This window comes from Pseudomonas carassii, assembly GCF_036324045.1.
Lineage (GTDB): Bacteria > Pseudomonadota > Gammaproteobacteria > Pseudomonadales > Pseudomonadaceae > Aquipseudomonas > Aquipseudomonas peradeniyensis.
In genome coordinates, this window is the sequence record NZ_JAZDCT010000020.1 from 12,209 (window position 1) to 31,912 (window position 19,704).

A 19,704-nucleotide genomic window follows, 5' to 3' on the forward strand; every position below is an offset into this window, starting at 1 on the left:
TACGCGCCCCATCGCGACACAAGGCCGCTCCTACAGGGACCGCGCAAGACAGCAAGCCCTGCGTTTCAGCAAAATCAAAAGCCCAACAAATTCAACCCCTTGGCGAACCCCACCGATTCCCGCTAGCATCGCCCCAGCCATTTGCGCCAATAATAAGTCCAAGCCCGCAGCGCCCAACCCATCGAGGCCAGCATGTACATCTATCGTTTGGTCCTGCTTCTGGTCGTGGGGATCTACCTGTTCTCCCCGGCCATCATGGACTGGTGGATCGAACCGACCGGTGCCTGGTACCGCCCCTACCTGCTCTGGCTGATCCTGATCGTCGTCACCTTCATCCTGCAGAGCCAACGAGATGCCGATGAGCTTTAGTCTGACCCAGATGATCCTGATCAGCGCCGCCTATCTGCTGGTGCTGTTCGGCGTGGCCTGGATCAGCGAACGCGGGCTGATCCCGCGCGCGGTCATCCGCCACCCCCTGACCTACACCCTGTCGCTGGGCGTCTACGCCAGCGCCTGGGCCTTCTATGGCTCGGTCGGCCTGGCCTACCAGTACGGCTACGGCTTCCTCGCCTGTTACCTGGGTGTGTCGGGTGCCTTCCTGCTGGCGCCGGTGCTGCTCTACCCGATCCTCAAGATCACCCGCACCTACCAGCTGTCGTCGCTGGCCGACCTGCTGGCGTTTCGTTTTCGCAGCACCTGGGCCGGCGCGCTGACCACCATCTTCATGCTGATCGGCGTGCTGCCGCTGCTGGCCCTGCAGATCCAGGCGGTGGCCGACTCGATCAGCATCCTCACCGGTGAGCCGGTCAAGGCGCGGGTGGCGTTCGCCTTCTGCGTGCTGATCGTGCTGTTCACCATCTTCTTCGGCTCGCGCCATATCGCCACCCGCGAGAAGCACGAAGGCCTGGTGTTCGCCATCGCCTTCGAATCGGTGATCAAGCTGCTGGCCTTGGGCGGCGTCGGCCTCTATGCGCTGTACGGCGTGTTCGGCGGGCCACACGGCCTGGAAGTCTGGCTGCTGCAGAACCAGACCGCCCTCGCCGCCCTGCACACGCCGCTGCAGGAAGGGCCGTGGCGTACCCTGCTGCTGGTGTTCTTCGCCTCGGCGATCGTCATGCCGCACATGTACCACATGGCCTTCACCGAGAACTTGAGCCCGCGCTCGCTGGTCAGCGCCAGCTGGGGCCTGCCGCTGTTCCTGCTGCTGATGAGCCTGGCCGTGCCGCTGGTGCTGTGGGCCGGCCTGCGCCTGGGCGCCAGCACCAACCCCGAGTACTTCACCCTGGGCCTGGGCATCGCCGCCAACAACGAAGCGCTGGCGCTGCTGGCCTATGTCGGCGGGCTGTCGGCCGCCAGCGGGCTGATCATCGTCACCACCCTGGCACTGTCGGGCATGGCCCTGAACCACCTGGTGCTGCCGCTGTACCAGCCGCCGGCCGAAGGCAACATCTACCGCTGGCTGAAATGGACCCGCCGGGCGCTGATCGTCGCCATCATCACCGCCGGCTTCGTCTTCTACCTGACCCAGAACACCCACCAGAGCCTGGCCAACCTGGGCATCGTCGCCTTCGTCGCCACCCTGCAGTTCCTGCCCGGCGTGCTCTCGGTGCTGTACTGGCCGACCGCCAACCGCCGCGGCTTCATCGCCGGGCTGCTGGCCGGCATGCTGGTGTGGATGGTGACCATGCTGCTGCCGCTGCTGGGCAACCTGCAGGGCTTCTATATCCCGCTGCTGGACATGATCTACGTGCTGGACGACACCAGCTGGCACATGGCGGCCATCGCCTCGTTGGCGGCCAACGTCCTGCTGTTCACCCTGATCTCGCTGTTCACCAACGCCAGCAGCGAAGAGGTCAGCGCCGCAGAGGCCTGCGCGGTGGACAACGTGCGTCGCCCGCAACGTCGCGAGCTGCATGCCGCCTCACCCCAGGAGTTCGCCACCCAGCTGGCCAAGCCGCTGGGCGCCAAGGCCGCGCAGAAGGAGGTCGAGCAGGCCCTGCGCGACCTCTACCTGCCCTTCGACGAGCGCCGCCCCTACGCCTTGCGTCGCCTGCGCGACCGCATCGAGGCCAACCTCTCCGGCCTGATGGGCCCGAGCGTGGCCCAGGACATGGTCGAGACCTTCCTGCCCTACAAGTCCGGCAACGAGAACTACGTCACCGAGGACATCCACTTCATCGAGAGCCGCCTCGAGGACTACCACTCGCGCCTGACCGGCCTTGCCGCCGAGCTCGACGCCCTGCGCCGCTACCACCGCCAGACCCTACAGGAACTGCCCATGGGCGTGTGCTCGCTGGCCAAGGACCAGGAGATCCTGATGTGGAACAAGGCCATGGAGGAACTCACCGGGATCGCCGCCAAGCACGTGGTCGGTTCGCGCCTGGTGACCATCGGCGAGCCCTGGCGCGGCCTGCTGCAAGGTTTCATCAACGTGCCCGACGAGCACCTGCACAAGCAGCGCCTGGCCCTCGATGGCCAGCCGCGCTGGCTCAACCTGCACAAGGCGGCCATCGACGAGCCGCTGGCCCCAGGCAACAGCGGCCTGGTGCTGCTGGTCGAGGACCTCACCGAGACCCAGGCGCTGGAAGACAAGCTGGTGCACTCCGAACGCCTGGCCAGCATCGGTCGCCTGGCGGCGGGCGTGGCCCATGAGATCGGCAACCCCATCACCGGCATCGCTTGCCTGGCGCAAAACCTGCGCGAGGAGCGCGAGGGCGACGGCGAGATCATCGAGCTGTCCAGCCAGATCCTCGAACAGACCAAGCGCGTGTCGCGCATCGTCCAGTCGCTGATGAGCTTCGCCCATGCCGGCGGTAGCCAGCAGAACAGCGAGGAGCCGGTGTGCCTGGCCGAAGTCGCGCAGGACGCCATTGGTCTGCTGGCATTGAACCGGCGCAATTTCGAAGTACAGTTCTTCAACCTCTGCGACCCGGAGCACTGGGTCGAGGGCGATCCGCAGCGCCTGGCCCAGGTACTGATCAACCTGCTTTCCAACGCCCGCGACGCCTCCCCTCCCGGCAGCGCCGTGCGCGTGCGCAGCGAAGTGAACGAACACACCGTCGACCTGATCGTCGAGGACGAAGGCAGCGGCATCCCGAAAAGCATCATGGACCGCCTCTTCGAACCCTTCTTCACCACCAAGGACCCGGGCGAAGGCACCGGACTGGGGCTCGCTCTGGTCTATTCCATCGTGGAAGAGCATTATGGGCAAATCACCATCGACAGCCCGGCCGACATCGAGCGCCAACGTGGTACCCGGATCCGCGTGACCCTGCCCCGGCATGTCGTAGCGACGTCCCCTGAAATTCGAGACCGTCGAGAGAATTGAATCAATGCCGCACATTCTGATCGTCGAAGACGAAACCATCATCCGTTCGGCCCTGCGTCGCCTGCTCGAACGGAACCAGTACCAGGTCAGCGAAGCCGGCTCGGTGCAGGAAGCCCAGGAACGCTTCAGCATTGCCACCTTCGACCTGATCGTCAGCGACCTGCGCCTGCCAGGCGCCCCGGGCACCGAGCTGATCAAGCTCGGCCAGGGCACCCCGGTGCTGATCATGACCAGCTACGCCAGCCTGCGCTCGGCGGTGGACTCGATGAAGATGGGCGCGGTGGACTACATCGCCAAGCCCTTCGACCACGACGAGATGCTCCAGGCCGTGGCCCGCATCCTGCGCGACCGGCAGAACGCTCCAGCGGCCGCGCCTGTCGCCGAACCTCGCGCCGGCAACGGCAAGGCTGCCAGCGACAAGGCAGGTAGCACGGCCGCCAACGGCGAGATCGGCATCATCGGCTCGTGCCCGCCCATGCAGGACATGTACGTCAAGATTCGCAAGGTCGCCCCGACCGACTCCAATGTACTGATCCAGGGCGAGTCGGGCACCGGCAAAGAGCTGGTCGCCCGCGCCCTGCACAACCTCTCGCGCCGGGCCAAGGCGCCGATGATCTCGGTGAACTGCGCGGCGATTCCGGAAACGCTCATCGAATCGGAGCTGTTCGGCCACGAGAAGGGCGCATTCACCGGCGCCAGCGCCGGGCGCGCGGGCCTGGTCGAGGCCGCCGACGGCGGCACCCTGTTCCTCGACGAGATCGGCGAACTGCCCCTGGAAGCCCAGGCCCGCCTGCTGCGCGTGCTGCAGGAGGGCGAGATCCGCCGGGTCGGGTCGGTGCAGTCGCAGAAGGTCGATGTGCGCCTGATCGCCGCGACCCACCGCGACCTGAAGAACCTGGCCAAGGCCGGGCAGTTCCGCGAAGACCTGTACTACCGCCTGCACGTGATCGCCCTGAAGCTGCCGGCCCTGCGCGAGCGCGGCAGCGACGTCAACGAGATCGCCAATGCCTTCCTCGCCCGCCAGAGCGCGCGCATCGGCCGCGACGACCTGCACTTCTCCCACGAGGCCGAGCAGGCCATCCGTCACTACAGCTGGCCGGGCAACGTGCGCGAACTGGAGAACGCCGTGGAGCGCGCGGTGATCCTCAGTGAGAGCGCGGAGATTTCCGCCGACCTGCTGGGCATCGACATCGAGCTGAGCGACCTGGAAGACGACGACGTGCTGGACAACCTGCCGAGCCTGGCCAGCGCCAACAACGCCAGTCACGAGCCGACCGAGGACCTGTCGCTGGAGGACTACTTCCAGCATTTCGTTCTCGAGCACCAGGACCACATGACCGAGACCGAGCTGGCGCGCAAGCTGGGCGTCAGCCGCAAATGCCTGTGGGAACGCCGCCAACGCCTGGGTATCCCGCGGCGCAAGAGCAACGCCACCAGCGACAACTGATTCTGTGTAATCCGATCGCGGGGCAAGCCCGCTCCCACGCCAGCCTTGCCTGGTCTGTGGGAGCGAGCTTGCTCCGCGATGCGTTTGCGCGGTAACACATCAGTTCCCGCAAAAATCTGTTACCCACCCTGTCAGCCGTAACATCCCCCGAGGCGTAAGGTAACGAAATTTCTACATTTGCCCCGCCCCAAAACCTGCCTGAACCGCTGAAACCCCCAATTTCATTGGGCTTTCAAAAGTTGGCACGGCATCTGCTTTATGTCTGGTACAAGAACAATAACAAGCACTGCAACTCAGAATAAGAACAAGACGAAACGGCTCACGCACAATAAGAACAAGACGGCGGAGGCGCAGCTAACTGATTCTTTTGGAGAGGCGTTGTGTTTGGGGCTTGCCCCACGATCAGGCAGAGAACAACAAAAACTGCACTCAAAAGCAGCACCTGAACTGATTGGATCGACAGATCAGCATCAACTCGGCGACCAAAGCAATCCGTTTGCTCTTCACCCCCCGGTTTGGGGGGCGTCCACAAGCTTCGAGATTTGTGGACAGGGCATTCAACAAAAACAAGAAGCCCAGCAAAAAAACAATAAGAGCACGCAACGACTTTGATGGGGAGCTTCGGCTCCCCATGTCGTTTCTCCCTTTCGCATCGCCCTTGGCACACCGCCTACACCATTCCCCCAGTAAATGCTAGAATCCCCGCCCATCATGCGGCCATTCTCCTATCCTTGGCCGATCATTCCTTCAAACAGTGCATCCCATGCTGAAGAAGCTGTTCCAGTCGTTCCGCCCGCCCGTTCGTGGCCAGCACCACAGGCGCACCACGCCTGAAGTGATCAACAAGAGCCAGCACTCGCTGCAGCGCAGCCAGTTCAGCCGCCATGCCGTGAGCATCGTCGAGCGTCTGCAGGCGGCCGGTTACCAGGCCTACCTGGTCGGTGGCTGTGTCCGCGACCTGCTGCTGGGCATCACGCCCAAGGACTTCGACGTCGCCACCAGCGCCACGCCCGAGCAGGTCCGCGCGGAGTTCCGCAACGCCCGCATCATTGGCCGGCGCTTCAAGCTGGTCCACGTGCATTTCGGCCGTGACATCATCGAGGTCGCCACCTTCCGTGCCCCGCACTCGGATGAAGACCAGTCCGATAGCCACCGCTCGTCGCACAATGCCAGCGGCCGCATCCTGCGCGACAACGTGTACGGCACCCTGGAAGAAGACGCGCAACGCCGCGACTTCACCATCAACGCCCTGTACTACGACCCGGTCAGCGAGCGCATCCTCGACTACGCCAACGGTGTCCACGACATCCGTAACCGCCTGCTGCGCCTGATCGGCGACCCGACGCACCGCTACCAGGAAGACCCGGTACGCATGCTGCGCGCCGTGCGCTTCGCCGCCAAGCTGGACTTCGGCATCGAGAAGCACACCGTGCAGCCGATCCGCGAGCTGGCGCCCATGCTGCGTGACATTCCGCCGGCACGCCTGTTCGAGGAAAGCCTCAAGCTGCTCCTCAACGGCCAGGGCGCGATCACCTTCGAGATGCTGGTTGACCTGCAACTGTTCGAGCCGCTGTTCCCGGCCAGCAGCCAGGCCCTGGAAGAGCGCCCGACCTACACCCACACCCTGATCAGCCAGGCCCTGAGCAACACCGACCTGCGCGTCAAGCAGGGCAAGCCGGTGACCCCGGCGTTCCTCTTCGCCGCCCTGCTCTGGCCAGCCCTGCCGGGCCGCGCGCTGTACCTGCAGAGCCAAGGCGTGCCGCCGATTCCGGCCATGAACGGCGCGGCCCACGACCTGATCGCCGAACAGTGCGCCCGCATTGCCATCCCCAAGCGCTTCACCCTGCCGATCCGCGAGATCTGGGACATGCAGGAGCGCCTGCCACGGCGCAGCGGCAAGCGTGCCGACATGCTGCTGGACAACCCACGGTTCCGCGCTGGCTACGACTTCCTGCTGCTGCGTGAAAGCGCTGGCGAGGAAACCGACGGCCTGGGCGAATGGTGGACCGACTACCAGGACGCCAACGACAGCCAGCGCCGCGACATGATCCGCGAGCTTGGCAGCCGCGACGACGGTGCCGGCGGCACTGCCGGCCCGCGCAAACGCAAGCGCAGCGGCGGCAAACGCAAGCGCGACGACGAGCAGGCCTGGGACTGAGCATGAGCACCCGTGCGTTCATCGGCCTGGGCAGCAACCTGGATGAGCCCGCCGAGCAGCTGCGCAGCGCCCTGCAGGCGCTGGACCTGATCGCCGACACCCGCCTGGCGGCGGCCTCGGCGCTCTACACCAGCGACTCGCTGCTGCCCGGCCAGCCGCGCTACACCAACGCCGTGGCGGCCATCGACACGGCCTTGGCGCCGCTGGACCTGCTCGACGCCCTGCAAGCCATCGAGAACGACCAGGGCCGCGTGCGCCAGGAGCGCTGGGGCCCGCGCACCCTCGACCTCGACGTGCTGCTGTTCGGTGACCAGGTCATCGATGTGCCGCGCCTGCAGGTGCCGCACTACCACATGCACGCCCGCCCCTTCGTGCTCTACCCGCTCGCCGAGCTGGTCCCCGCCGAATTCCGCCTCGCCGACGGCCGCGCCCTGGCGCAGCTGCTCGAAGATTGTCCGTTCGTCGGCCTGGAACGCCTGTAATTCGGGCGTTTCCGACGGCGGTAACGCCAGTAACACCGGTGCCGTAACAATGCGGTAACACGGCTGGTTGACTTCCCCCACCTCGCTCACGACTATAGGCGTCCCGCGGCGCCACTCTGCCGCAATCACCCATTTAGGCTCGGACGGACCTGTGCCCGAACATCACAGACGATGATGTGCCGCTCCGGAAGATGAATACACGCGTTGTACGCAGTTGTTGTTCACAGCGCCTGAACGAGGATTCCCCTACATGCCTGAAGTAACCCTGACCACCCTGCACGGCCTGAAGGCCAAGGGTGAGAAAATCACCATGCTGACCTGCTACGACGCGACCTTCGCCAAGGTCGCCAGCCAGGCCGGCGTGGAAGTCCTGCTGGTGGGCGACTCCCTGGGGATGGTCCTGCAGGGCCATGACAGCACCCTGCCCGTCACCAACCGCGACATGGCCTACCACACCGCGTGCGTCAAACGCGGCAACGATGGCGCGCTGATCCTCGCCGACCTGCCGTTCATGGCCCATGCCACCCCCGAGCAGGCCTTCGCCAACGCCGCCGAACTGATGCGCGCCGGCGCCCACATGCTCAAGATCGAAGGCGCCGCCTGGCTCGGCGAGACCATCCGCCTGCTGGCCGAACGCGGCGTGCCGGTGTGCGCGCACATGGGCCTGACCCCGCAGACAGTCAACGTGCTGGGCGGCTACAAGGTCCAGGGTCGCCAGGAAGCCCAGGCCCGCCAGATGCGCGCCGACGCCATCGCCCTGGAGCAGGCCGGCGCGGCCATGCTGCTGCTCGAGTGCGTGCCCAGCGAGCTGGCGGCGGAGATTACCCAGGCGGTGAGCATTCCGGTGATCGGCATCGGCGCCGGCAGCGCCACCGATGGCCAGGTGCTGGTCCTGCATGACATGCTCGGGCTGTCGCTCAGCGGCCGCGTGCCGAAGTTCGTGAAGAACTTCATGGCCGGCCAGCCGGACATCCAGAGTGCCCTGGCCGCCTATGTCCGGGCGGTCAAGGACGTCAGCTTCCCAGGCAGCGAACATGGGTTCAGCGCATGAATACCGTCAAGACCGTCCGTGAACTGCGTGCCGCGGTGGCCCGCGCCCGAGGCGAAGGCAAGCGCATCGCCTTCGTGCCGACCATGGGCAACCTGCACAGCGGCCATGCTGCGCTGGTGACCAAGGCCGCCCAGCGCGCCGACTTCGTGGTCGCCAGCATCTTCGTCAACCCGCTGCAGTTCGGCGCCGGCGAGGACCTGGACAAATACCCCCGCACCCTTGCCGCCGACCAGGAAACACTGCTCCAGGCCGGCTGCCACCTGCTGTTCGCCCCCACCGTCGAGGAGATGTACCCCGATGGCATGGCGGTGCAGACCCGGGTGAGCGTGCCGCAGCTGTCCGAAGGCCTGTGCGGCGCCAGCCGCCCCGGGCACTTCGAAGGCGTGGCGACGGTGGTCAGCAAGCTGTTCAACATGGTCCAGCCAGACCTGGCCGTGTTCGGCGAAAAGGACTTCCAGCAACTGGCGGTGATCCGCGCCATGGTGCGCGACCTGAACATGCCGATCCAGATCATCGGCGAGCCGACCGTGCGCGCCGAGGACGGCCTGGCGCTGTCGTCGCGCAATGGCTACCTGACGCCGGAGCAACGTGCCACCGCCCCGGTGCTGTACCGCACCCTGAGCTGCATCGCCGACGCCCTGCACCGTGGGCAGCGCGACTTCGCGGCGCTGGCCGCCGAAGGCCAGGCGCAACTGGAAGCGGCAGGCCTGCGCAAGGACTACCTGGAAGTGCGCCATGCCCTGACCCTGCGCCCGGCGATGATCGACGACCGTGACCTGGTGGTAATCGCGGCGGCGTACCTGGGCAACACCCGGCTGATCGACAACATCTACCTGCACCTGGAAGAGCAGACCGCCTGAGATCCCTGCGTGGGCGCGGCGAACCGCCGCCCCACGCACGCCAGGTATCCGGCCGGTGACAATTTTAATCCACCCCGTTCGCCTCCCCCCATTCCCGCCTTGGCGCCAATGCCTATAATGTCCAGCTTGCAACCGGCAACGAATGCCGCTGTCCAAGCCTGACCATGCACCAAGGAAACCACCCGCAATGGCGTATTACCGTACCCCCCACGATGTGACGGCGCTGCCCGCCTGGCAGGCGCTTCAGCAACACCGCGACGCCATGCAGGGCTTCAGCATGCGCGAAGCCTTCGCCGCCGACGGCAAGCGCTTCGAGCAGTTCTCCTTGAGCAGCTGCGGCCTGTTCCTCGACTACTCGAAGAACCTGATCACCGAGCAGACCCGTGACCTGCTGGTGAACCTGGCCAAGGACGTCGTCCTGGAAGCGGCCATCAAGTCGATGTTCAGCGGCGAGATCATCAACGCCTCCGAAGGCCGCCCGGTGCTGCACACCGCCCTGCGCCGCCCGGTCGGCGACAAGCTCAGCGTGAACGGCGTCAACGTGATGCCGGAAGTGCACAAGGTGCTGAACCAGATCACCGAACTGGTCGGCCGCATCCACGACGGCCTGTGGCGCGGCTACAGCGAAAAACCGATCACCGACGTGGTCAATATCGGCATCGGCGGCTCGTTCCTCGGCCCCGAGCTGGTCTCCGAGGCGCTGCTGCCCTACGCCCAGCGCGGCGTGCGCTGCCACTACCTGGCGAACATCGACGGCAGCGAGTTCCACGAGCTGTCGGCCAACCTGCGCGCCGAGACCACCCTGTTCATCGTCTCGTCAAAGTCGTTCAACACCCTGGAAACCCTGAAGAACGCCCAGGCCGCGCGCACCTGGTACCTGGCCCAGGGCGGTTCGGAAGCCGAGCTGTACCGCCACTTCATCGCCGTGTCGAGCAACAAGGCCGCGGCCGTGGCCTTCGGCATCCGCGAGGAGAACATCTTCCCGATGTGGGACTGGGTCGGCGGGCGCTACTCGCTGTGGTCGGCCATCGGTCTGCCGATCGCCCTGGCCATCGGCACCGCCAACTTCAAGGAACTGCTGTCCGGCGCCTACACCATGGACCAGCATTTCCAGACCGCGCCGTTCGAGAAGAACATGCCGGTGCTGCTGGCCCTGCTGGGCGTGTGGTACGGCAACTTCTGGGGCGCCCAGGCCCATGCGATCCTGCCGTACGACCACTACCTGCGCAACATCACCAAGCACCTGCAGCAGCTGGACATGGAATCCAACGGCAAGAGCGTGCTGCAGGACGGCACCCCGGTGAAGACCGACACCGGCCCGGTGATCTGGGGCGGCGTCGGCTGCAACGGCCAGCACGCCTACCACCAGTTGCTGCACCAGGGCACCCAGCTGATCCCTGCCGACTTCATCGTCCCGGTGGTGAGCTTCAACCCGGTGGCGGACCACCATCAGTGGCTGTACGCCAACTGCCTGTCGCAGAGCCAGGCGCTGATGCTCGGCAAGACCCGCGAGGAAGCCGAGACCGAACTGCGCGCCAAGGGCCTGAACGAGGCCGATATCGCCAAGCTGGCGCCGCACAAGGTGATCCCGGGCAACCGTCCAAGCAACACCCTGGTGGTCGAGCGCATCAGCCCGCGCCGCCTCGGTGCGCTGGTGGCGATGTATGAGCACAAGGTGTTCGTGCAGAGCGTGGTCTGGGGCATCAACGCCTTCGACCAGTGGGGTGTCGAGCTGGGCAAGGAACTGGGCAAGGGTGTCTACCAGCGCCTGGTCGGCGCCCAGGAGGACAACGCCGAGGACGGCTCGACCCAGGGCCTGATCAACTACTTCCGCGGTCGTCATCGCGGCTGATGCTACACAGCCGCTCTGTGTGTGTGTAGGAGCGGCCTTGCGCCGCGAATGGGCCGCACAGCGGCCCCGGCAATCAAGGCTATATCGCTGAAATCCTGGGGCCGCTTTGCGGCCCTTTCGCGACACAAGGCCGCTCCTACACGGACGGCGTCTCCCCCAGGGAACACCCCCACCTTCTACACTGTCCATCGAATAGCCGTTGCAGTCCCTCGCCCCTAACAAGAGCAGGACCACCCGCCATGTTCGATATCCGCGACTATCCCCAGGCCCTGGCCGTGAGCCAGTCCGCCACCCTCAGCGACGACGACTACCGCCGCCTCTACCGCCAGTCGGTGGATGACCCCGACACGTTCTGGGCCGATCAGGCCAAGCGCCTGGACTGGATCAAGCCCTGGTCAAGCGTGCAGCAATGCGACCTGAACACCGGCAGCGCCCGCTGGTTCGACGGAGCCCAGCTGAATGTCAGCCTTAACTGCATCGATCGCCACCTGGCCCAGCGCGGCGAGCAGACCGCCCTGCTCTGGGAAGGCGACGATCCCGCGCACAGCAAGGCCATCAGCTACCGCGAACTGCACCGCCAGGTCTGCCGCCTGGCCAACGCCTTGAAAGCCCGAGGCGTGAACAAAGGCGACCGGGTATGCATCTACATGCCGATGATCCCCGAGGCCGCCTATGCCATGCTCGCCTGCACGCGCATCGGCGCCATCCACTCGGTGGTGTTCGGCGGTTTCTCTCCCGACGCCCTGCGCGACCGTATCCTCGACGCCGACTGCCGCACGGTGATCACCGCCGACGAAGGCGTGCGTGGCGGCAAGCGCATTGCGCTCAAGCAGAACGTCGACAAGGCCCTCGCCAGTTGCCCGGCGGTGAGTAGCGTGTTGGTGATCAAGCGCACCGGCGCTGAGGTGGCCTGGAGCGAAGGCCGCGACCTCTGGTACCACGAGGTGACGGAAAAGGCCGGTGACGACTGCCCGGCCGAACCGATGAACGCCGAGGACCCGCTGTTCATCCTCTACACCTCGGGCAGCACCGGTAAACCCAAGGGCGTGCTGCACACCACCGCCGGCTACCTGCTGCAGGCGACCATGACCTTCAAGACCGTGTTCGACTACCGGGACGGCGAGGTGTTCTGGTGCACCGCCGACGTCGGCTGGGTCACCGGCCACAGCTATATCGTCTACGGCCCACTGGCCAACGGCGCTATCTCGCTGATGTTCGAAGGCGTGCCCAACTACCCCGACACCTCGCGCTTCTGGCAGGTGGTCGACAAGCACCGGGTGAACATCTTCTACACCGCGCCCACCGCCCTGCGCGCGCTGATGCGCGAAGGCCCCGGGCCCTTGCAAGGCACTTCGCGCCAGAGCCTGCGCCTGCTCGGCAGCGTCGGCGAACCGATCAACCCGGAAGCCTGGGAATGGTACTTCGAGGCCGTCGGGCAGAAGCGTTGCCCCATCGTCGACACCTGGTGGCAGACCGAGACCGGCGGCATCATGCTCACCCCCCTCCCCGGGACGCCACGGCTCAAGCCGGGCTGCGCCACCCAGCCGATGTTCGGCGTGCAACCGGTTTTGCTGGACGACAAAGGCAAGCTGATCAAAGGCCCCGGCGCCGGACTGCTGGCGATCAAGGCCAGCTGGCCCGGACAGATCCGCAGTGTCTACGGCGACCACCAGCGCATGGTCGACACCTACTTCAAGCCGATGCCCGGCTACTACTTCACCGGCGACGGCGCCCGTCGCGACGCCGATGGCGACTACTGGATCACCGGGCGCATCGACGATGTGATCAATGTCTCCGGCCACCGTATCGGCACCGCCGAGGTGGAGAGCGCCCTGGTGCTGCACGACGGCGTCGCCGAGGCCGCCGTGGTCGGCTACCCCCACGACCTCAAGGGCCAGGGGGTGTATGCCTTCGTCACCCCCATGAACGGCGTCGTGCCGGACGACGCGCTCAAGGCCGAACTGCTGGCCCTGGTCAGCAAGGAGATCGGCAGCTTCGCCAAGCCCGAACTGATCCAGTGGGCACCCGCCCTGCCCAAGACCCGCTCGGGCAAGATCATGCGGCGTATACTGCGCAAGATCGCCTGCAACGAACTGGACAACCTGGGCGACACCTCGACCCTCGCCGACCCCAGCGTGGTCCAGGGTTTGATCGACAAGCGTCTCAATCAATAACCCGCGGCCCGGGCGGCCGCCCTGAATCAAGGTCGCCATGGAAGTCCTACGTCGTCGCATCGAAACCCAGGTCATGAGCCTCACCGGGCTGGCCCTCGGCCAGCTCGACCTGGAATCGCCCAAGGGCGACCCCGGGCTGTTTGGCCCGCAGAGCATCAGCTGGCAGGTGCATGGCGATTTCCCCAGCATGCTGGTGGGCGGGATCAGCGCGCTGATGTTGCAACTGCTGCACCCGCTGGCACTGGCCGGGGTGTGGGACCACTCGAACTTCCGCCAGGACCTGCTCGGGCGCCTGCGCCGTACCAGCCAGTTCATCTCCGGCACCACCTTCGGCTCGACCCGTGACGCCGAGTGGCTGATCGACAAGGTCCGCACCATCCACCTCAAGGTCACCGGCACCGCGCCTGACGGCCGTCCCTACGCGGCCAGCGACCCCGACCTGCTGACCTGGGTGCATGTGGCCGAAGTCAGCAGTTTCCTCGCCGCCCACCTGCGTTATCGCAACCCCCGTCTGCCACGCGCCGAGCAAGACGCCTACTACGACGAGATCGCGCTGATCGCCGAGCGCCTCGGCGCACGCGACGTGCCACGTTCCTGCGCCGAGGTCGACGACTACCTGCGCCGCATGCGCCCGCAACTGCAGTGCGATGCGCGCAGCCTGGAGGTGGTGGACATCCTGCTCAAGGCCCCGGCGCCCAGCCGGATGGCCGAGCCGGTGGGCAAGCTGATGCTCAAGGCCGGCATCGACCTGCTGCCCGAATGGGCCAGCGAAATGCTCGGCCTGCACCAGGGCGCGGTCGAGCGGCGCATGATCCGCCTGGGCCTGAACAACACCGCACCAGTGCTGCGCTGGGCCATGCGCGACGGTTCGGCGCACCGCGCACGGCGGCGCATGGGCATCGAATGAGGTATTTTGCCCCGTTCATCGGAACCGATTTAACGTGCCATACTCCAAGCACTCCAGCCTGATACAGACGAAGCGACACATGCCCAAAGGATTGACCCGCGCTCTCGGCGCACTGCTGGCCCTCGTGGCCCTGTACGGCCTGCTCGGCTTTTTCATTCTCCCCGGTGTCGCCCTGCGCATCGCCAACCAGCAGCTGGCGCAATACGCCACGGTGCCGGCGCACCTGCAGCGCATCGAGCTCAACCCGTTCAGCCTTGAGCTGACGCTCTGGGGCCTGCAGATCGGCGAACCCGGCAAGGAACAGGTCGGCTTCGAACGCCTGTACGCCAACCTCGCCCTCGACAGCCTGTGGACCAAGGCCCTGCGCCTGGACGCCGTGGAGCTGGACAAGCCACGCACCGAGCTGCTGTTCGCCAAGGACGGCAGCCTCAACCTGGCCCAGCTGTTCAAGATTCCGCCCAGCGAGCCCAAGCCGGAGGAGCCGCCCAGCGATCCGTTCCCGCTGCGCATCGCCAGCATCAAGCTCAGCGAGGGCTACCTGCACTTCCAGGACCTGCGCCCGAGCGAGCCGATCGAGTTCCTCTACGACTCGATGAACCTGGAGCTGAAGAACCTCAGCACCCTGCCCGACGACAACGCCGACATGACCCTGGTGGCCAACGGCCCGGCGGGCGGGCGCATCGACTGGAGCGGCACCCTGAGCCTGGCGCCGATCGCCTCGGAAGGTACCCTTAAGGTCACCGACGGCAAGATGAAGCTGTTCTGGCCTTATGTGCGCGACGCCGTGCCGCTGGTGCTGGAAGACGGCATGGTCAGCCTCGACACCCACTACAAGCTCAACCTCGCCAAGGAAACCGAGCTGCTGCTCGACAACACCTCGGTGCGGGTCGCGCCCTTTGCCATCAAGGCCCCGGACGGGCGTCCGCTGGCACGCCTGGCCAGCCTGGAGGTCAGCGAAACCTCCATCGACCTGGCCAAGCAGTTGGTCACCGTCGGCAAGATCCGCAGCGAGAAGCTGGAGACCTGGGCGGCCCTGGAGAAGGACGGCCAGCTCGACTGGCAGAAGCTGTTTGCCAGCCAGCCGGCCAAGGCCACGCCGAAGGAACAGGCCGAGCCCGCCGCCGCCGAACCGACTCCGGAACAACAGGCCGCCAAGGAGCCGAGCAAGCCCTGGCAGGTCCTGCTCAAGGACGTGCAGGCACGCAACTACCTGGTTCACCTGGCCGACCGTAGCCAGAAGGAGCCCGTGGCCCTGGATGTCGGCCCGCTCAACCTCGACCTGCAGAACTTCGACAGCCTCAACCAGTCGCCCTTCACCCTCAAACTCGACACCGGCGTGGGCAAGCAGGGCAAGCTGCAGGCCGCGGGCCAGGTCAACCTGGCGCCGGTCACGGCGAAACTCGACGTCGCCACCCGCGACATCGACCTGCGCGTCGCCCAGGCCTACATCAGCCCGTTCATCCGCCTGGAACTGCGCAGCGGCATGCTCTCCAGCGACCTCAAGGTCGACCTCAAGAGCACCGAGCCACTGGCCTTCAGCATCACCGGCAAGGCCCAGGCCAACCAGTTGCACACCCTGGACACCATCAAGAACCGCGACTTCGTCAAATGGCAGCAGGTCAACGTCGATGGCCTGTCCTATGTGCACGGCGATGCCCTGTCGATCGACAAGGTCACCCTGCTGCAACCCTATGCGCGCTTCATCATCAACGAAGACCGCACCACCAACGTCGACGACCTGCTGATCCCGCAACCCGCGGACAAGCCGGCCGCGGCGCCGAGCAAGCCGGCGGCGTCCGGCAGTGGCAAGGAACTGGGCATCCGTATCGGCCAGATCAGCATCAACGACGGCTCGGCCAACTTCGCCGACCTGACCCTGACGCCCAACTTCGCCACTGCAGTGCAGCAGCTCAATGGCCAGATCGGCACTATCGACAACCGCAAGCCGCTGCCGGCCAAAGTGGATATCAAGGGCAAGGTGGACCGCTACGCGCCGGTGACCATCAAGGGCGCGCTCAACCCGTTCAACCCGCTGGCCAGCCTGGACATCGCCACCAGCTTCAAGCGTGTCGAGCTGACAACCCTCACCCCCTACTCCGGCAAGTTCGCCGGCTTGCGCATCCGCAAGGGCCGGCTGAACCTCGACCTGCACTACCTGATCACCAATGGCCAGCTCAAGGCCGAGAACAAGGTGGTGATCGAGCAACTGCAACTGGGCGAGAAGGTCGACAGCCCGGACGCCGTGGACCTGCCGATCCGCCTGGCGGTCGCCCTGCTCAAGGACACCGAAGGCAGGATCTCCATCGAGCTGCCGGTATCGGGCGATCTCAACAACCCGCAATTCAGCGTGATGCCGATCGTCTGGCAGACCCTGCGCAACCTGGTGCTGCGCGCGGCCCAGGCGCCGTTCAAGCTGCTCGGCGGGCTGGTCTCGGGCGGCGGCGCGGAAGATCTGGGCAATGTCTCGTTCGCGGCAGGCTCCAGCGACCTGACCCCTGAAGTGCAGACGTCCCTGGACAAGCTCGCCTCGGCTCTCAAGGAGCGTCCCGAGCTGCGCCTGGAGATCGAGGGTACCGCCGCCCAGAGCAGCGATGGCCCGCTGATCGCCCAGCAGCGCCTGGAGCGCGAGTACCAGGCTACCTGGTACAAGATCCTCCAGCGCCGCGGCGACAAGGTACCGGCCAACGCCTCGCTGCTGGTGGTGGACGACAGCGACAAGCCGGCGATGCTCGAAGGCATCTACCGCACCCGCCTCAAGCAGCAGCCGCCGGCCGAATGGGAGAAGCTGGGCCGTGACGAACGCAGCGCCAAGCTGCGCGAGGCGGTGATCAAGTCGTGGGCGGAAAGCACCGCGCTGCTGCGCACCCTCGGCCAGGAACGCGCCAGCAGCATCAAGGACTACCTGGTCGACAAGGGCCAGCTGGAAGATGACCGGGTGTACTTCATCGACACCAATCTCGGCCAGGCTGAAAGCGATGGGCGGGTGGTGACGCCGATGCACCTGGATGCCGAGTAGCCCTTCACCACCGAGTCTCCTTCATCGCCGGCAAGCTGGCGATGAAGGCAGGACCGGCAATCGATACCATCAGACCAGCCGCTGCCCCGACACCGCCGGGTGATATAGCGGCTGCACCTTGTTCCCCGCAGGGTCCAGCAGATGGAAGCTGCGCGCGCCATCGCCATGATTGAAGGGGCGATCCAGCAGCGTCACGCCGTGGGCCTTGAAGTACTGGTACCAGGCCTCGAGCTCCTCCACGCTGTCGACGATGAAACCGTAGTGATCCAGGGTCTGCAAACCATTGGCCGCCCCTGCGCCTCGCCCCAGCGACAGGTTGTCGTTGCCGCAGGTGAGGTAGACCAGGTCTTCATTGGCTCGGTTCAGCACCTCCATGCCCAGCACATCCACGTAGAAGCGCTCGCATTCCTCCAGGTTGGGGACCAGCAAGGCAATATGACGCAGGCCGTTCAGGCGGCCTGGACGGACAGGTAGTTCGGACATGAGCGCGGCTCCATTTTTGTATACAATTCAGAACAGAATTTAAAACAAAAGGAGCTTCATGTGTACTGTCTGTTTATCAAGACCCGCGTGCAACCCGGTACCGCCGACGCCTTCCTGGCAGCGATCAAGGCCAATGCCGCCGCCTCGGTCGCCACCGAGCCGGGCTGCCTGGTATTCGATGTGTCACAGGACCGGGAGGATGCGGATGTGATCTACCTGTACGAGATCTACCGGGACGATGAGGCGTACGAAGCGCACACCCGGACCGCGCATTTCCGCGACAGTCGGCCCCTGGTGGAGCCGCTGGTCGTGGAACAGGTGTGCTTCGAGAGTGATGTGATCGCGCGCAACCCGGTGAGCTGACGCTGGCGGGACAGACGCGCCGGCATTGCCTCACCCCAGCGAGCGAGCGCCCACCGCGCTGCGCGCATGCCCGCGCGAGGTGACGATCCCCAGGAACGAAATCACGATCGCCAGGCTCAAGGTGGCGGTCACCTCGGCGCGGTGCTCCTCAGTGAACATCATCACGGCCAGGGCGCCGCTGATGAACAGGATCACCGCCCAGGTCAGCCAGGGGAACAGCCACATGCGGAACTTGAGGTTGGCGTTCTCGCGCTCCAGTCGCCCACGCATGCGCAGTTGCGAAATGGCGATCACCAGGTACACCAGCAGCGCAATGGCGCCAGAGCTGGCGAGCAGGAATTCGAACACGCCCTTGGGCGCGAAGTAGTTGAGGATGGCGATGGCCGCGCCGATCAGAGTGCTGCCGAATACCGCGGCGCGCGGTACTCCCACCTTGGACGTGTTCTTCAGCAAGGCCGGCGCATCGCCACGCCTGGCCAGCGAGTACATCATCCGCGAGGCGATGTAGATCGACGAGTTCATGCAGCTGGTCACCGCGATCAGCACCACGAAGTCGACCATCAGCGCCGCGTTGGGGATATTCATGATTTCCAGGGCACGCTGGTAGGAACCCACCACGGCCAGCTGTGGGTCGTTCCACGGCACCACCGAGATGATCACGAAGATCGACAGGATGTAGAAGGTGCTGATGCGCCAGATCACCGAACGGGTGGCCTTGGCGATATTGCGCGCCGGGTCGCTGGACTCGGAGGCGGCGATGGTCACCGCCTCGGTGCCGATGAAACTGAACATCACGGTGATGAAGGCGCCGACCACTGCGGACCAGCCCTTGGGCGCGAAGCCGCCGTGCTCGTCCATCAGCGTGCTCAGCCCACTGACTTCGCGCTGCGGCAACCAGCCCAGCAGCGCGGCGAAGCCCAGGCCGATGAAGCCGAGAATGGCGGTGACCTTGAGAATGGCGAACCAGAACTCGAATTCACCGTACTTGGCCACGCTGAACAGGTTGGTGCAGGCCAGCAGCAACACCGAGGCCAGGGCGAAGATCCAGCTGTCCACCTGGGGGAACCAGGCGTTGAGTACATGCCCAGCGGCCAGCGCCTCGATAGGGATCACCAGCACCCAGAACCACCAGTACAGCCAGCCGATGGTGTAGCCGGCCCAGCGGCCGATGGCCTGGTCGGCGTAGGTGGAAAACGAGCCGGTGTCGGGGTGGGCCACGGCCATTTCGCCGAGCATGCGCATGACCAGCACCACCAGGGTGCCGGCCACGAAATAAGAGAGGATGGTGGCCGGGCCGGCCGCCGCGATGGCGTGCCCGGAGCCGACGAAGAGCCCCGCGCCGATGATGCCGGCGATGGACAGCATCGTTACGTGACGTGGCTTGAAACCTTGAGCAAGGTTGCCATCAGTTCCCACGGTGTTCATTGGTCTTGTTCTCTTTTTGCTGACACAAGGAAGGGACGGGCAAGGGCAGGCGAAACGGTCTCCTCGACTAAGGGCGGAGTACGTTGCGCACGCTCTGTTACGGCCTTCTCACGCGCCCGAGGCAACGCACCGTGGGGATGCGGGCTTCACTTTAAGCC

General features: G+C 65.5%; 15 protein-coding genes. 13 read left to right on the plus strand and 2 right to left on the minus strand.

What is annotated here, in order from left to right; genetic code table 11:
- Positions 1-192: 192 nt before the first annotated feature.
- The 12 genes from V0R62_RS15770 to V0R62_RS15825 all read left to right on the plus strand — a co-directional run bounded on the left by V0R62_RS15770 (position 193) and on the right by V0R62_RS15825 (position 17,275).
- A complete protein-coding gene (locus tag V0R62_RS15770) occupies positions 193-369 on the plus strand; it encodes a hypothetical protein (RefSeq protein ID WP_003250005.1) in 177 nt (58 codons plus the stop codon).
- The gene (locus V0R62_RS15775) at positions 353-3,328 is read left to right on the plus strand and encodes a sensor histidine kinase (RefSeq protein WP_330104419.1); all 2,976 of its coding nucleotides are present in this window, start codon (positions 353-355) and stop codon (positions 3,326-3,328) included. Before V0R62_RS15770 ends, V0R62_RS15775 begins: the two co-directional genes overlap by 17 nt.
- A gap of 4 nt (positions 3,329-3,332) precedes the next feature.
- A complete protein-coding gene (locus V0R62_RS15780) occupies positions 3,333-4,775 on the plus strand; it encodes a sigma-54-dependent transcriptional regulator (protein WP_330104420.1) in 1,443 nt (480 codons plus the stop codon).
- 258 nt (positions 4,776-5,033) lie between these two features.
- Complete coding sequence (locus V0R62_RS15785; protein ID WP_330104421.1) at positions 5,034-5,387, plus strand: hypothetical protein; 354 nt, start codon at positions 5,034-5,036, stop codon at positions 5,385-5,387.
- A gap of 151 nt (positions 5,388-5,538) precedes the next feature.
- On the plus strand, positions 5,539-6,933 hold the full coding sequence (locus tag V0R62_RS15790; RefSeq protein WP_330104422.1) for a polynucleotide adenylyltransferase PcnB: 1,395 nt from the start codon (positions 5,539-5,541) through the stop codon (positions 6,931-6,933).
- A gap of 2 nt (positions 6,934-6,935) precedes the next feature.
- Complete coding sequence (folK, locus tag V0R62_RS15795; RefSeq protein ID WP_280081656.1) at positions 6,936-7,415, plus strand: 2-amino-4-hydroxy-6-hydroxymethyldihydropteridine diphosphokinase; 480 nt, start codon at positions 6,936-6,938, stop codon at positions 7,413-7,415.
- Between the two features lie 250 nt (positions 7,416-7,665).
- The gene (gene panB / locus V0R62_RS15800) at positions 7,666-8,466 is read left to right on the plus strand and encodes a 3-methyl-2-oxobutanoate hydroxymethyltransferase (protein ID WP_330104423.1); all 801 of its coding nucleotides are present in this window, start codon (positions 7,666-7,668) and stop codon (positions 8,464-8,466) included.
- Positions 8,463-9,326: a pantoate--beta-alanine ligase gene (gene panC / locus V0R62_RS15805; RefSeq protein ID WP_330104424.1), complete on the plus strand. Its 864-nt coding sequence runs from the start codon at positions 8,463-8,465 to the stop codon at positions 9,324-9,326. Before panB ends, panC begins: the two co-directional genes overlap by 4 nt.
- Before the next feature lie 187 nt (positions 9,327-9,513).
- Positions 9,514-11,178 (plus strand): glucose-6-phosphate isomerase, encoded by a 1,665-nt coding sequence (gene pgi, locus V0R62_RS15810; protein ID WP_330104425.1) that lies wholly within the window; start codon positions 9,514-9,516, stop codon positions 11,176-11,178.
- A gap of 239 nt (positions 11,179-11,417) precedes the next feature.
- Entirely contained in the window at positions 11,418-13,352 is a 1,935-nt protein-coding gene (acs, locus tag V0R62_RS15815) for an acetate--CoA ligase (protein ID WP_330104426.1), read from the plus strand.
- Between the two features lie 37 nt (positions 13,353-13,389).
- Entirely contained in the window at positions 13,390-14,259 is an 870-nt protein-coding gene (locus tag V0R62_RS15820) for an oxygenase MpaB family protein (protein ID WP_330104427.1), read from the plus strand.
- 79 nt (positions 14,260-14,338) lie between these two features.
- Entirely contained in the window at positions 14,339-17,275 is a 2,937-nt protein-coding gene (locus tag V0R62_RS15825; RefSeq protein ID WP_330104428.1) for a DUF748 domain-containing protein, read from the plus strand.
- 69 nt (positions 17,276-17,344) lie between these two features.
- On the opposite strand, the gene V0R62_RS15830 is transcribed toward V0R62_RS15825, so the two are convergent.
- The gene (locus tag V0R62_RS15830; protein ID WP_112250023.1) at positions 17,345-17,758 is read right to left on the minus strand and encodes a VOC family protein; all 414 of its coding nucleotides are present in this window, start codon (positions 17,756-17,758) and stop codon (positions 17,345-17,347) included.
- Positions 17,759-17,818: 60 nt separating this feature from the next.
- Between V0R62_RS15830 and V0R62_RS15835 the strand changes: the two genes are divergently transcribed.
- A complete protein-coding gene (locus tag V0R62_RS15835; protein ID WP_330104429.1) occupies positions 17,819-18,121 on the plus strand; it encodes a putative quinol monooxygenase in 303 nt (100 codons plus the stop codon).
- A 30-nt stretch (positions 18,122-18,151) separates the two neighbouring features.
- Here the strand turns inward: V0R62_RS15835 and gabP are convergent, their stop codons facing one another.
- Positions 18,152-19,546, minus strand: a complete 1,395-nt coding sequence (gene gabP / locus V0R62_RS15840) for a GABA permease (protein WP_330104430.1) — start codon at positions 19,544-19,546, stop codon at positions 18,152-18,154.
- Between the last annotated feature and the right edge of the window lie 158 nt (positions 19,547-19,704).

Bases quoted from the DNA above. Each gene is read 5' to 3' on its own strand.
- V0R62_RS15775 (WP_330104419.1), top strand. From the start codon at position 353: ATGCCGATGAGCTTTAGTCTGACCCAGATGATCCTGATCAGCGCCGCC.
- panC (WP_330104424.1), top strand. From the start codon at position 8,463: ATGAATACCGTCAAGACCGTCCGTGAACTGCGTGCCGCGGTGGCCCGC.
- folK (WP_280081656.1), top strand. From the start codon at position 6,936: ATGAGCACCCGTGCGTTCATCGGCCTGGGCAGCAACCTGGATGAGCCC.
- V0R62_RS15785 (WP_330104421.1), top strand. From the start codon at position 5,034: ATGTCTGGTACAAGAACAATAACAAGCACTGCAACTCAGAATAAGAAC.
- V0R62_RS15790 (WP_330104422.1), top strand. From the start codon at position 5,539: ATGCTGAAGAAGCTGTTCCAGTCGTTCCGCCCGCCCGTTCGTGGCCAG.
- panB (WP_330104423.1), top strand. From the start codon at position 7,666: ATGCCTGAAGTAACCCTGACCACCCTGCACGGCCTGAAGGCCAAGGGT.
- V0R62_RS15825 (WP_330104428.1), top strand. From the start codon at position 14,339: ATGCCCAAAGGATTGACCCGCGCTCTCGGCGCACTGCTGGCCCTCGTG.
- V0R62_RS15780 (WP_330104420.1), top strand. From the start codon at position 3,333: ATGCCGCACATTCTGATCGTCGAAGACGAAACCATCATCCGTTCGGCC.
- V0R62_RS15830 (WP_112250023.1), bottom strand. From the start codon at position 17,758: ATGTCCGAACTACCTGTCCGTCCAGGCCGCCTGAACGGCCTGCGTCAT.
- pgi (WP_330104425.1), top strand. From the start codon at position 9,514: ATGGCGTATTACCGTACCCCCCACGATGTGACGGCGCTGCCCGCCTGG.
- V0R62_RS15770 (WP_003250005.1), top strand. From the start codon at position 193: ATGTACATCTATCGTTTGGTCCTGCTTCTGGTCGTGGGGATCTACCTG.
- gabP (WP_330104430.1), bottom strand. From the start codon at position 19,546: ATGAACACCGTGGGAACTGATGGCAACCTTGCTCAAGGTTTCAAGCCA.
- acs (WP_330104426.1), top strand. From the start codon at position 11,418: ATGTTCGATATCCGCGACTATCCCCAGGCCCTGGCCGTGAGCCAGTCC.
- V0R62_RS15820 (WP_330104427.1), top strand. From the start codon at position 13,390: ATGGAAGTCCTACGTCGTCGCATCGAAACCCAGGTCATGAGCCTCACC.